Source organism: Flavobacterium sp. (assembly GCF_036515215.1).
Taxonomy (GTDB): domain Bacteria; phylum Bacteroidota; class Bacteroidia; order Flavobacteriales; family Flavobacteriaceae; genus Flavobacterium.
Window position 1 is genome coordinate 1 of the sequence record NZ_DATBVQ010000149.1, and the last position, 12,466, is coordinate 12,466.

General features: G+C 37.6%; 14 protein-coding genes. 10 read left to right on the forward strand and 4 right to left on the reverse strand.

Annotated features, from left to right (window positions below):
* Positions 1-48 precede the first annotated feature (48 nt).
* The 4 genes from VIH09_RS10155 to VIH09_RS10170 all read right to left on the reverse strand — a co-directional run bounded on the left by VIH09_RS10155 (position 49) and on the right by VIH09_RS10170 (position 5,037).
* Positions 49-492, reverse strand: a complete 444-nt coding sequence (locus tag VIH09_RS10155) for a hypothetical protein (protein WP_331580558.1) — start codon at positions 490-492, stop codon at positions 49-51.
* A gap of 659 nt (positions 493-1,151) precedes the next feature.
* Positions 1,152-1,922 (reverse strand): prolyl oligopeptidase family serine peptidase, encoded by a 771-nt coding sequence (locus tag VIH09_RS10160; protein ID WP_331580560.1) that lies wholly within the window; start codon positions 1,920-1,922, stop codon positions 1,152-1,154.
* Positions 1,923-2,128: 206 nt separating this feature from the next.
* Positions 2,129-3,991 carry an ABC-F family ATP-binding cassette domain-containing protein gene (locus VIH09_RS10165; RefSeq protein ID WP_331580562.1) on the reverse strand — a complete coding sequence of 621 codons (1,863 nt, stop codon included), beginning with the start codon at positions 3,989-3,991 and terminating at the stop codon, positions 2,129-2,131.
* Positions 3,992-4,071: 80 nt separating this feature from the next.
* Entirely contained in the window at positions 4,072-5,037 is a 966-nt protein-coding gene (locus VIH09_RS10170; protein WP_331580564.1) for a T9SS C-terminal target domain-containing protein, read from the reverse strand.
* A gap of 221 nt (positions 5,038-5,258) precedes the next feature.
* Between VIH09_RS10170 and VIH09_RS10175 the strand changes: the two genes are divergently transcribed.
* The 10 genes from VIH09_RS10175 to VIH09_RS10220 all read left to right on the forward strand — a co-directional run.
* Positions 5,259-6,422 (forward strand): glycosyltransferase family 2 protein, encoded by a 1,164-nt coding sequence (locus VIH09_RS10175; protein WP_331580566.1) that lies wholly within the window; start codon positions 5,259-5,261, stop codon positions 6,420-6,422.
* Between the two features lie 84 nt (positions 6,423-6,506).
* Complete coding sequence (locus tag VIH09_RS10180) at positions 6,507-7,817, forward strand: dihydrolipoamide acetyltransferase family protein (protein WP_331580568.1); 1,311 nt, start codon at positions 6,507-6,509, stop codon at positions 7,815-7,817.
* A gap of 183 nt (positions 7,818-8,000) precedes the next feature.
* The gene (locus VIH09_RS10185; RefSeq protein WP_331580570.1) at positions 8,001-8,771 is read left to right on the forward strand and encodes a 3'-5' exonuclease; all 771 of its coding nucleotides are present in this window, start codon (positions 8,001-8,003) and stop codon (positions 8,769-8,771) included.
* 85 nt (positions 8,772-8,856) lie between these two features.
* Positions 8,857-9,468, forward strand: a complete 612-nt coding sequence (locus VIH09_RS10190; protein ID WP_331580572.1) for a fumarylacetoacetate hydrolase family protein — start codon at positions 8,857-8,859, stop codon at positions 9,466-9,468.
* The gene (locus VIH09_RS10195; protein ID WP_331580574.1) at positions 9,468-9,812 is read left to right on the forward strand and encodes an Hpt domain-containing protein; all 345 of its coding nucleotides are present in this window, start codon (positions 9,468-9,470) and stop codon (positions 9,810-9,812) included. The genes VIH09_RS10190 and VIH09_RS10195 overlap by 1 nt, the downstream gene beginning before the upstream one ends.
* A 93-nt stretch (positions 9,813-9,905) precedes the next feature.
* Positions 9,906-11,159, forward strand: coding sequence for a CinA family nicotinamide mononucleotide deamidase-related protein (locus tag VIH09_RS10200; protein WP_331580576.1), 1,254 nt, complete (start codon positions 9,906-9,908; stop codon positions 11,157-11,159).
* Between the two features lie 72 nt (positions 11,160-11,231).
* The gene (gene rpmB / locus VIH09_RS10205) at positions 11,232-11,468 is read left to right on the forward strand and encodes a 50S ribosomal protein L28 (protein WP_072941276.1); all 237 of its coding nucleotides are present in this window, start codon (positions 11,232-11,234) and stop codon (positions 11,466-11,468) included.
* 28 nt (positions 11,469-11,496) lie between these two features.
* Positions 11,497-11,679 carry a 50S ribosomal protein L33 gene (gene rpmG / locus VIH09_RS10210; RefSeq protein ID WP_007138097.1) on the forward strand — a complete coding sequence of 61 codons (183 nt, stop codon included), beginning with the start codon at positions 11,497-11,499 and terminating at the stop codon, positions 11,677-11,679.
* A gap of 75 nt (positions 11,680-11,754) precedes the next feature.
* Entirely contained in the window at positions 11,755-11,907 is a 153-nt protein-coding gene (locus VIH09_RS10215; RefSeq protein WP_331580581.1) for a DUF4295 domain-containing protein, read from the forward strand.
* A 128-nt stretch (positions 11,908-12,035) separates the two neighbouring features.
* The coding region (locus VIH09_RS10220) for a signal recognition particle receptor subunit alpha (protein ID WP_331580583.1) at positions 12,036-12,466 on the forward strand (431 nt) is incomplete at its 3' end.

Genomic DNA, 12,466 nt, shown 5'->3' on the forward strand with positions numbered 1-12,466 from the left:
CTGTTGTGGTTTTTTGTTTTTTTCTTATGGGAGCTTTTTTACGGAAGCCTAAGGATTTAGCCTTTTGACTTCCTTTTCGATAACCTGTTCAGAAACGGTAAAGGTTTCCTTTTTTATTTCGCGGAATTTTTTGATAAAAGCCGCAATCTCATTTTCTAATTCCTCGTGCTCGCTTCTTATTTTTTTGGAATCATGTTTGGATGGATCATCAATTTGTTCGGCCAAATGGTGGAGATGCATTGAGGCTTTGTCAAGCAGTCCGTCACACTTTTTTCCGATATCGGACAAGTCGGATGCCAGATTTCTCATTTCATCCAGATGTTCTTTATGGATTAGCCAAATGAAATATTTGTCGATGAGATGATGCAAAAATCGCAAATCATCTTTGTAAAACAGCAAGTCTGACTTCCAATGTTCTGTCAAAATATATAGCTGTTGATATTCTGCGTTATAGGTAAAATCACCTTTGAGTCTCAAACTTAAATTTTCCATGATAATTGAGTATTGGATAAATAGCAAAAGCATTTTCAAAATTAATTGACAGACTCAATAGCACAAACTACGATGTTTTACTCTCTTTAAATTCATGTAATCGACTAATTAAAAGTCTATTATAAATTTATGAATTTTATTCTAAAGAACCCTTCGTAAGGGTTTATTTTTTTTTCCTGCTCAATTTGGAAATGGGTATAGAATCATTTCCTGTCAGGTAAAACTGTAACAAATAGTTGTAAAACGAAATTTCCAAAGATGAACCATAAGTAGGCAAAAGCACTAATCATTAGAATCATAAGAGGGGCGAAGGAAATCATGACTACGACTCCCTTTAAACCGTAATAGTCGACATCATTAAAGTTCACAGGCATAAGTCCAAAACTAACTAAGATTACAAACAAGACTAAAAAGGGTAAATAAGCAAATGAAAACGTCACAAAAATTTTCTTAAATAAAGAGTTTGGCTTCCCGGAATATTTTGATAAAGTGTTTTTTAGATTCATAAGATTTAGGTTTTTTATTGAACTTTTAAAGTCTTGTGGTAAAGGCATCTGATTGCAAATCGTTACTGGGCATATGGGCTTTTATCCATCTATCTTGGCAGAAATCTCAAACCCTCTTTCCTCTTTTTCTTTTTTACCGTTGCGATTTTCGAATCACTTTCTTTGTCTGAACAACCATTCCATCATCATGGGGTCACTATAGGCAGCAATCCAAGAAAAATGACCAACTTCAGGATACTGCGTAAATCCAGGATGGGCTCCCGCTTTAGTTAGCGCTAAAAGCATGTCCTGCGAATTTGTTGGGCTCACGGCTGGATCTAGCGCGCCGTGAAAGATCCACATCGGGACATGTGCCATTAAAGGTGCTTTTGTAATATCGCCTGCGCCGCAAACCGGAACTGCAGCGGCAAATAGATCAGGGTACCTAGATATGGCATCAAAAGTTCCATATCCTCCCATGGAGAGTCCCGTGATATAGATGCGATTCGGATCAACTGGGTGTTTTTTGATAGTTTGCTTAATTAGGGCAATCAATAATTCCATCGGCTTTGTCGGTTTTGCCTGAAAAGAATTGTTTTCGTCTGAAAAGTTATTCCAGCCCATATTTTCAGGGCATTGTGGCGCGATAACAATAGAAGGGTGGAGTTTCATATTTTGGTCCGATGCAAAATTCAATACTCCCCATTTTAATTGAGCCTCGTTGTCGCTGCCACGCTCTCCCGAACCATGTAAAAAAATCACAAGGGGATATTTGCTATTGATAGCATAATCGGGTATCAGTTGTCTGTAGATTAAAGTGTCGCCGGCAGTAGTGCCATATTTTTCATAACTGAAAAGAGAACTTTGTGAATATGTTTTCGAATTATTTGCTAGGCAAATAATCAGTAGCATAAAAAAGCACATTTTGGATTTTAGTAATTTCATATTTGCAGGTTTTTTTAGTACATATGCTAATTTATAAAAAGTTGTCTTTAAACAATTGAAAATGTTTTTTATTATCGAAAGAGTGTTGTCGTACTTAAAATTAAACGAAAAAAACCCAACATTTTCAGCTTGCCGCTAAACCTGTTGGGGTTGTGAATTATATATGAAGTATGTGTTTTTATTCCCCTTTCGGGGCGTAGGTTTTTTTATCCTTCTATTTTGGCAGAAAGTTCAAACCATCTTTCCTCTTTGTCTTCAATTTTATTGTTGATGTTTTCCAGTTCTTTCGCTTTGGACAAAACCTTGCTTTCCTCGACTTTTCCGTCCGTAAACAATTGTTCGATGGCTATTTTTTGAGCTTCCAAATCCTTGATTTCTCGCTCTATTTTCTGGTATTCCTTTTGCTCATTGAAAGTCAAGTTTCCGGTTGGATTATTCTGTTTCCAGTCTTTTTTCTCGGCTTTGTTTTCTTCTTTCTGAGCCACGTCTGTACTGTCTTCATAGGCTCTGAAATCAGAATAGTTCCCAGGAAAATCTTCTACCACACCGTCACCTCTAAAAATGAACAAGTGATCCACGATTTTATCCATGAAATACCTGTCGTGAGAAACCACTAACAGACAACCAGGATAATCCAAAAGGAAGCTTTCCAAAACATTCAAGGTCACGATGTCCAAATCATTGGTTGGCTCATCGAGAATCAGGAAATTAGGGTTCTGGATCAAAACCGTACAAAGGTACAGACGTTTCAGTTCCCCACCGCTTAATCTATCCACAAAATCATATTGTTTTTTGGAATCAAAAAGAAAACGTTCCAACAATTGCGAAGCCGAAATCAATTTCCCTTTCATTAACGGAATGAATTCTCCGTATTCCTTGATAACATCGATAACGCGTTGTCCGGGTTTTGGGTTGATTCCGCTTTGGGTATAGTATCCCACTTTTATGGTTTCACCCATCACTACTTTTCCGGAATCAAGAGGCAAAGTCCCTGTCAATAAATTCAAGAAAGTCGATTTTCCGGTTCCGTTTTTTCCGATGATACCAATGCGTTCACCACGTTGGAAATCAAAACTGAAATTGTCCATTATTACATGGTCCTTGAATTTTTTGGATATTTTGTGAAGCTCGATAATCTTGCTTCCCATACGTTCCATATTGATTTCCAGTTCCACCTTGTTTTCCCTACGGCGACTTTGCGCTTTCTCCTTGATGTCATAAAAGTCATCCTGACGCGATTTCGATTTGGTCGTTCTTGCTTTCGGCTGACGGCGCATCCATTCCAATTCTTTCACGAAAAGGTTTTGCGCTTTATCGACGCTGGAGTTTTCGGAGGCAATGCGTTCCTCTTTTTTCTCCAGATAATAAGAATAGTTTCCTTTGTACTGGTATAATTTACCGTTGTCCAATTCGATGATTTCATTACAAACACGCTCCAAGAAGAAACGGTCGTGGGTCACCATAAACAACGTAATGTTTTCTTTGGCAAAATATGCTTCCAGCCATTCGATCATCTCTAGATCCAAGTGATTCGTAGGCTCATCCAGGATCAACAGATCAGGACGGTTGATCAAAATAATGGCCAATGACAAACGTTTTTTCTGTCCCCCGGAAAGGTTTTTGACTTTCAGTTTGAAGTCTTCCAACTTCAGTTTGAACAAAATTTGCTTATATTGGGTCTCGAAATCCCAAGCATTATGCTGGTCCATGCCGTCAAAAGCCTTTTGGTAAGCTTCCTCGTCTTCCGGATTTTCTAGTGCTTTTTCATAGGCTTCAATCACTTTCAATGTCTCATTATCCGAGGCGAAAATGCTTTCTTCGATAGTCAGTTCCTCCTGCAAATTATTGTTTTGCGAAAGGAAAGCCATTTTTATGCCTTTTCTTAAAACGACCTGTCCCGTATCGGGTTCGTCAAGACCATTAATAATGCTCATAATAGTCGTTTTTCCAGAGCCGTTTTTGGCAATGAAAGCGATTTTCTGGTCTTTATTAATCCCAAAAGAAATGTTTTCAAAAAGCGTTCTTTCACCAAAAGATTTGGAGATATTTTCAACAGATAAGTAATTCACAAGTCTAAATTTTTGGCAAAAGTAAACTATTAAACCCGATTTGCGAATTGTTTAACGGAATCTGGCTTTTTTAAGAAGAATTAAGGGACAGAATAAGTGGACATAAACTCGCTTAAATCAAAATGATGCAACCGTGCCGGGGTATTAAAGAAGGGTTTTCTGGCGAAATTTTCATTCGTCAGATAAAAGTTTAGGCCGTCTTGGGAAGCGATACTCTCGATTTGGTGGAACGGCAGAGCAATTTTTATTTTTCGCTTGTTGCCTGAAAAAACCTCGCTTTTGTTGTAGTCGTATAAAAGATAAATAAAAGGGGACAGCGTATTGCTGTAGCCGCACAAAGCAATGATTTTTTTGTGCGGCACATAAGTGGCTCCCGTAATGAGTCCTTTTACATTGTAGGATTCTTTCAACTGCGCGACATGATTGCCGGGAATTTTTGGCAAGGCATACACTGCCGTTCTTTTTGCCTGCCACTGTTTCGTAAATAAATAAATGCTGTCATCCGCAACAACGAAGGCTTCGCAGTCAAAATTGGTAGTGTTGGACTTCGATTTACTGAAGCCAGTCTGATTCGAATACGAAAAAGAAAGAGTGTCAATTTTTTGAACATCCAATGCAAGCGATTCCTTTTCGACCCTTAAAATATGGAGATCTCTTCTGTTTCCGGAAACGTTATTACCGAAATCGCCAATATAGAAATAGAGGCTGTCCTGCGCCGTGTCTTCCCAGTTGCTGTTGGCTATTTTGTTGAGCGTAATTTTTTTTTGAATCATTCCTGCCGTGTCCATTCCATAAAGCGTAGTATCGAGATCGTCGTTAGCAGTCCATAAAAGGGAATCCCAAAGCAGCAAACTCGAAGTTTCCTTCAAAACGCTACTCAATCGAACCGAAAAATCAGGCTTTATTCTCGCTCTGGGATAGCTACAACTTCCGTCATTTTGGGTAGCTAATGGGTTATAATTTTTAGAAAGCGGATCCGTACAGCCCGAAATTTGGGCATAGGTTGAGGTTATAAAAAGTAAAAAGAGGATTGGTAATATTTTCATACTTTCAAAAGTAGTGGATTCTGAACGATTATTTCAATTATCAGCAGCGAATCAACTTGTTTCGTTTGTAGGCATAGCTCCCGCTCTCGCCTTTATCTTTGATCGTTCCTCACAAAGGATATCGGCTCCATCGGGGCTAATTGAGGAACATGGTTTTTAATTTGCAAACTTTGAGTGTCAGAAGCGTTGTGTCTTTGAGTCTTAAAATATATATTTGCTTCATGCAATTATCAGTAGTTATCCTCAACTATAACGTCCGCTATTTTTTAGAACTCTGTGTTTTAAGCGTCCAGAGTGCCCTGGAAAATATTGACGGCGAAATTGTCGTTGTTGACAATAATTCTTCCGATGACAGTTGTGCCATGATGCAAAAGCGATTTCCTGAAATAAAACTCATTCGAAACAAGGATAATTTGGGTTTCCCAAAAGGGAACAACATTGGCGTAGCCCAAGCCAAAGGAAAATACATTTGCATCCTCAATCCCGATACCGTTGTCGCCGAAGATACTTTTACTAAAGTACTGGCTTTCGCCGAAAGCCAAAAAAAATTAGGGATAGTAGGCGTCAAACTCGTAGACGGCGGCGGGAATTTCCTGCCTGAAAGCAAAAGAGGCATTCCGACGCCGTTTGTCGCTTTTACCAAAATGATGGGTTTGTATAAAATCAGGCCGAAATTTGAACTGTTCGGGAAGTATTATGCGCAGCATCTTTCGGACGATAAATCGGGCAAAGTTGACATTCTGGTGGGGGCTTTCATGCTCATGGAAAGGAGACTGTATCAGGATTTGGGAGGATTTGACGAGAACTGTTTCATGTATTCAGACGATATCGATTTGTCGTATCGAGTCCTGAAAGAAGGAAAGTCGAATTACTATTTTCATGAAACAACCGTTATACATTACAAAGGCGAAAGTACGATTAAGGACGGGATTTATATGAAACGGTTTCAGGAGGCAATGAATTTTTTTTACAAGAAACATTTCAAGGTTTCCGCTATTTTTTCGATGGTCATGAAAATTGGAATCGGATTTTTTTCGTTCATTAAAATGTTCCGGGGTCAGCCCAAATCGAAAAAAGAGCCCCAATCATTTATTTTGTATTCATCAAATACGGAATTGGCAAAAAAAATGACTTCGGTTTTGCAAAAAAAAGTTTCCTTTCATGACTTGAACACAGAAAAAATGGTAATTTCGTGTTTGATTTCAGATAAGACGCCAATCGAAATTCTTTTGGACAATCATTTTGTTTCCTTTAAAGAGTGCATCGATTTCATGGAATCGTTTAAAAACAGGGGTTTAAGCTTTAAGATTTTACCCAAAAGCACGGCTTTTTTAATTGGAAGCGATAATTCTAACGAAAGAGGTACGGTTGTAAAAATTGAATGATAAATTACATTAAATGTAATTTATATTTAAAAAATTTAGTAATTTCGCAAACTGAAAACAAAAATCACCTTTTAGGTTAACAATATGGCAAGATTTGAATTAAAACTTCCAAAAATGGGAGAAAGTGTCGCTGAAGCAACCATCACAAATTGGTTAAAGGAAGTTGGAGACAAAATTGAAGCTGATGAAGCGGTACTTGAAATTGCAACAGATAAAGTTGACAGTGAAGTGCCTAGTGAAGTTTCGGGTATTTTGGTTGAACAATTATTCGGAAAAGATGATCTGGTTCAGGTGGGTCAGACTATTGCAATAATAGAGACTGAAGGAGGAGATCTCATCCCGGTCGTGAAACAAGCAGTCGTTCCTGAAGCAGTTGCCGAAGTAACCAAAACTGTTGATGCAGCTAAAGAAAGCGTTGCGACACCAGCAGACTTTTCTGATTCTGACAAATTCTTCTCTCCATTGGTGAAAAACATTGCTACGGCAGAAGCTGTTTCGATCTCTGAACTAGAAATGATCAGCGGGACCGGAAAAGACGGAAGGGTTACCAAAAATGATATATTAGAATACGTAAAAAATAGAGGAAGTCAGCCAGTGCCTGCTACGGCAAAAACGGTTGAAGCTCCAAAAGCAGTTCAAGCTCAGGCTCCAGTCGCGCAAAAAGCGGCTCCGGTTTCTGTAAGCGGCGGTGACGAGATTGTAGAAATGGACAGAATGCGCAAATTGATTGCGGGTTATATGGTCGCTTCAGTGCAAACTTCGGCTCACGTACAATCGTTTATCGAAGTGGATGTGACGAATATTGTAAAATGGAGAGAAAAAAACAAGTCGGCTTTCGAGAAAAGAGAAGGGGAAAAGTTGACCTACACCCCAATCTTCATGGAAGCGGTTGCAAAAGCAATTAAAGATTATCCTGGAATGAATATTTCCGTTGATGGTGATTTCATTATCAAAAAGAAAAACATTAACCTGGGAATGGCAGCATCGTTACCAAACGGGAATTTAATAGTACCGGTAATTAAAAATGCGGATCAATTGAACTTGGTGGGAATGGCAAAGGCGGTAAACGATCTAGGTGGTCGCGCAAAAGCGGGAAAACTAAAACCGGACGATACTCAAGGCGGAACCTATACGGTTACTAATGTGGGTACTTTTGGAAGTGTTTTTGGCACACCAATTCTGAATCAACCACAGGTAGGAATTTTGGCTCTTGGGGCGATCAGAAAAATGCCCGCAGTTATCGAAACGCCAGAAGGGGACTTCATCGGAATTCGTCAAAAGATGTTTTTATCACACAGTTACGATCACCGTGTCGTTGATGGAGCACTTGGAGGAAGTTTTGTGAAACGTGTTGCTGAATACTTGGAAGCGTTTGATGTGAACAGAGATTTTTAAAAACTAATTACAAGCATATAAAACCCAACAGATTCAAAAATTTGTTGGGTTTTCTTTTTTATAATTCTTGAACTGCAAAGCTAAAATCGCCAATTATTTTGCTGTTTTGGAAAACTTTAAATGGGAATAGGCAGGAAAACTTAAACTCAAATTTATATATTTGTAATTATTCAAAAATAAAAAATGGAACTCAAACTTAGTAAACCTATTTGCTTTTTCGACCTCGAAACCACCGGAATTGATATTGGAAAAGACAGAATCGTAGAAATATCTATATTTAAAGTGTTTCCAAACGGAAACAAAGAAAGTAAAACATGGTTAGTGAACCCTACAATTCCAATTCCGGCACAAACAACGGCCGTTCATGGAATCACAGATGAAAAAGTGGCTAACGAACCAACTTTTAAAGAGCTGGCTTCCCAAGTGCATAATATGATTAAAGATTGCGATTTGGGAGGATTTAATTCCGACCGTTTTGATATTCCCTTATTGGCGGAAGAATTGCTCCGCGCCGGTGTTGATTTTGACATGAAAAACAGCGTGTCTATTGATGTTCAGACGATATTTCATAAAAAAGAAGAGCGTACATTAAGCGCCGCATTGAAGTTTTATTGTGGGCAAAATTTAGAAAATGCCCATTCGGCAGAAGCGGATACCATGGCGACTTACGAAATACTAAAAGCGCAACTGGAGCGTTATCCTGATTTACAAAATGACATGAAGTCGCTATCGGAATTTTCGAGCAGAAAAAAAATAGCTGATTTTGCGGGGATGATTTCTTTTGATAAGGAGGGGAATGAAGTATTCTCTTTCGGGAAACACAAGGGAGTCAAAGTCGACACTATTTTAGAAAAGGAGCCGGGTTATTTCAGTTGGATTCAAAATGCTGATTTCCCTCTGTATACCAAGAAAGTGTTGACTGCAATCAAACTTAGAAAATTAAACACGAAATAAGTGAGCAGTGGTCAGTTTCAGTTTGCAATATTGCGGCTGAGCAGTCACGACTGATTACTTTCTTAAACACTGAAGACTAAAGCTTATGAAAATCATCTGCATTGGACGAAATTACGTCGACCACATTGAAGAATTGCAAAATGAGCGCCCAGCGGAACCGGTGGTTTTTATGAAGCCGGATTCTGCGATTCTGTTAAAACAGCACCCGTTTGTGATTCCGGAATTTTCGGAAGATATTCATCACGAAATCGAAATTATCGTTAAAATAAATAAGGTAGGTAAGTACATCGAACCTAAGTTTGCCCATAAGTATTATGACGAAATTAGCGTAGGGATCGACTTTACCGCTCGTGACTTGCAAGCGAAACTGAAAGCGAAAGGTTTGCCTTGGGAAAAAGCAAAGGCTTTTGACGGATCAGCGGTTGTAGGCGATTTTTTGCCAAAAGAGCAATTTAGTTCGTTAGAAAATATTACTTTTGAGTTAACTAATAATGACAAGTCAGTTCAAATAGGCGATTCTAGTTTGATGTTATGGAATATTGATGAGCTTATTTCTCATGTATCTCAATATTTTACATTGAAAATAGGAGATATTATTTTTACGGGGACACCTGCCGGAGTGGCAGCGGTTCAGCCAGATGATGTTTTAGAAGGATTTTTAGAGGGACATAAACTATTTAGAATACAAGTAAAATAATGGCTTTAAATTACAACCTTTCAAAAGTGTACGCACTTTCAGATAACGATTCAGAATTTGTAAATGAAATTTTGACATTGTTCGTAACCGAAGTTCCGGAGGATTTATTGCAAATCAAAGAGGGAATCAAAAAGAAAGATCATAAGCATGCTTATGCTTATGCGCATAAAATAAAACCCACCCTGGATCTTTTGGGTTTAAATGTCGCTTTTGAAGAAATTCTTCAACTGGAAGCTTGGACAAAAACCGAAGGGAAAAAGAAAGATATAGAAGATACTTTTAAGAGTATAAAGAGTCAAATAAATGATGCTGTAAAGGAAATAAAGAAAGACTTCGATCTTTAGATTCATTTGTAGTTTTAAATAAAATAAATCAACATTCGTTTTTTTACGAATGTTGATTTATTTTATATAGCAAATCCTAAATTCATATCGATAATGAAAGCAACCATAGTTACAATAGGGGATGAAATTTTAATAGGGCAAATTATAGATACTAATTCCGCCTTTATCGCCAAATCCTTGGATAAAATAGGAGTCGAAATTAACGAAATGATTTCCATAAGTGACGACAAAAAGCACATAATTGATACTTTTTCAACTCTTCAAAACATTGTAGATTTGGTTATTGTCACTGGCGGTCTGGGTCCTACAAAGGATGATGTTACTAAAAAAACGTTTTGTGATTATTTTGAGGATGAATTGGTTGTTGATCAGGGAGTTTTGGCTCATGTCACGCAAATGATTGAAGGATTTTATAAACGTCCCATCACGCAGATTAATAAGGATCAGGCTCTGGTCCCTTCCAAATGCATCGTGCTTCATAATCAGGTTGGGACGGCGCCCGGAATGTGGATGAAAAAAGAAAACACAGTGTTTATCTCGTTGCCGGGAGTGCCGTATGAAATGAAATATTTAGTTGAAAACGAAATCATTCCAAAGGTTGTAAAGGAATACAAACGCCCCTATATTATACACAAAACAATTCTTACTTACGGGCAGGGCGAAAGCCTTGTTTCAGAGCGGATTGAAGACTGGGAAAACAGCCTTCCCGAATTTTTGAAACTGGCTTATTTGCCGAGTCCGGGAAGAGTCCGTTTACGCATTTCAGCTCGGGGCACAAATAAGGAATTACTGGAGCTTGCGTTGGAGGAATACGTGGTTTCTTTAAACGCTATAATCAGCGATATTATCGTGGGTTATGAAGAAGAGGAAACAATCGAGTTTCTGGTTGGTGAAATGCTGAAAAAGCAACATAAAACCCTGTCCACTGCCGAGAGTTGTACTGGAGGTAAAATTGCGGCAAGCCTTACATCTGTTGCAGGAGCTTCAAAATATTTTAAAGGCAGTGTGGTTTCTTATGCCACGGAGACCAAAATGGATGTTTTAGGCATTCCGGAGAGTTTGATAAATGAGTTTTCCGTAGTGAGCGGCGAGGTTGCTTCGGCTATGGCGCAGCGCGTGAAGGAAATCATAAAAACGGATTATGCGATTGCAACGACCGGAAATGCAGGGCCGTCTAAAGGGGATGAAAATGCCGAAATTGGAACTGTATTTATTGCAATCGCCACTCCAAATGAAGTAATTGTTAAAGAATACAATTTTGGTCAACCACGTGAAAAAGTGATAGATAGAGCGGTGATTAAAAGTTTAGAAATGTTGAAGGAAGAAATTTTTAAAAATGTGCTATAATTTTGTTGGTTTATAGGTTTATTTTTCTTTTCTTTGCACCCTGATTTTGAATAACGATAAAAGATAAGCATAATGTCAAGAGTTTGTGACCTTACAGGTAAAAGAGCGATGGTAGGAAATAACGTTTCTCACGCTATGAATAAAACTAAGAGAAAATTTTCTGTAAACTTAGTGAAAAAGCGTTTTTATCTTCCAGAAGAAGATAGATGGATTACTCTTAGAGTAGCAGCATCTACGATAAAAACAATTAACAAAAATGGAATTGCTGCGGTTTTGAAAAAAGCACAGTCACAAGGATTTATTAAATAATCTTTTTCCAAAATAAAAAAATAGCAAGATGGCAAAGAAAGGTAATAGAATCCAGGTAATTTTAGAATGTACTGAACACAAAACATCAGGTGTTGCAGGAACTTCAAGATACATTACAACGAAGAACAAAAAAAATACTCCAGATAGATTAGAGATTAAAAAATTTAATCCAGTTTTGAAAAGAGTAACTCTTCATAAAGAAATTAAGTAATAATTAGAGATTTTAATATAAATCTCAGATGTTCGCATTTGGAGATTTTATTTAAATTTAAATAACATTTGAATCATGGCAAAGAAAACAGTAGCATCGTTACAAACATCTTCTAAGAGATTATCAAAAGCCATCAAAATGGTGAAATCTCCAAAAACTGGTGCATATACATTCGTAGAATCTATTATGGCTCCTGAAGCAGTTGAAGAATTCTTGAAAAAGAAATAATCAATTAAAGCATTATATAGAAAAGCTACTTTCATTCGGAAGTAGCTTTTTTATTTTCTACCTTTACCTTTTAGAAATATGTATTAGTTCATTGTGTCTAATGCTCCATTCTTAATACTGTTAATACAATGAGTTTTTTTAAAAGAATATTTTCGTCAGAAAAAAAAGAGACATTAGACAAAAGTCTTGAAAAATCAAAAACCAATTTCTTTTCTAAGTTAAGCAAAGCGGTAGCGGGAAAATCCAAAGTTGATGATACCGTTTTGGATAATTTGGAGGAAATACTTGTTTCCTCGGATGTTGGTGTTGATACTACACTGAAAATAATTACTCGAATAGAAAGCCGTGTCGCCTCTGACAAATACGTTGGCATCGAAGAACTCAATCAAATTCTACAAGAAGAAATCGCAGCTCTGCTCTCTGAAACAAATACAGGTGAAGCCACAGAGTTTGTTATTCCAATCCAAACCAAGCCTTATGTTTTAATGGTTGTAGGTGTTAATGGTGTCGGCAAAACGACAACAATTGGAAAGTTAGCATATCAATTCAAAAAACAAGG

Excerpts from the sequence above, each read along its gene's own strand:
- VIH09_RS10155 (WP_331580558.1), bottom strand. The coding sequence starts at position 492 with ATGGAAAATTTAAGTTTGAGACTCAAAGGTGATTTTACCTATAACGCA.
- VIH09_RS10160 (WP_331580560.1), bottom strand. The coding sequence starts at position 1,922 with ATGAAATTACTAAAATCCAAAATGTGCTTTTTTATGCTACTGATTATT.
- VIH09_RS10170 (WP_331580564.1), bottom strand. The coding sequence starts at position 5,037 with ATGAAAATATTACCAATCCTCTTTTTACTTTTTATAACCTCAACCTAT.
- VIH09_RS10175 (WP_331580566.1), top strand. The coding sequence starts at position 5,259 with ATGCAATTATCAGTAGTTATCCTCAACTATAACGTCCGCTATTTTTTA.
- VIH09_RS10180 (WP_331580568.1), top strand. The coding sequence starts at position 6,507 with ATGGCAAGATTTGAATTAAAACTTCCAAAAATGGGAGAAAGTGTCGCT.
- VIH09_RS10185 (WP_331580570.1), top strand. The coding sequence starts at position 8,001 with ATGGAACTCAAACTTAGTAAACCTATTTGCTTTTTCGACCTCGAAACC.
- VIH09_RS10190 (WP_331580572.1), top strand. The coding sequence starts at position 8,857 with ATGAAAATCATCTGCATTGGACGAAATTACGTCGACCACATTGAAGAA.
- VIH09_RS10195 (WP_331580574.1), top strand. The coding sequence starts at position 9,468 with ATGGCTTTAAATTACAACCTTTCAAAAGTGTACGCACTTTCAGATAAC.
- VIH09_RS10200 (WP_331580576.1), top strand. The coding sequence starts at position 9,906 with ATGAAAGCAACCATAGTTACAATAGGGGATGAAATTTTAATAGGGCAA.
- rpmB (WP_072941276.1), top strand. The coding sequence starts at position 11,232 with ATGTCAAGAGTTTGTGACCTTACAGGTAAAAGAGCGATGGTAGGAAAT.
- rpmG (WP_007138097.1), top strand. The coding sequence starts at position 11,497 with ATGGCAAAGAAAGGTAATAGAATCCAGGTAATTTTAGAATGTACTGAA.
- VIH09_RS10215 (WP_331580581.1), top strand. The coding sequence starts at position 11,755 with ATGGCAAAGAAAACAGTAGCATCGTTACAAACATCTTCTAAGAGATTA.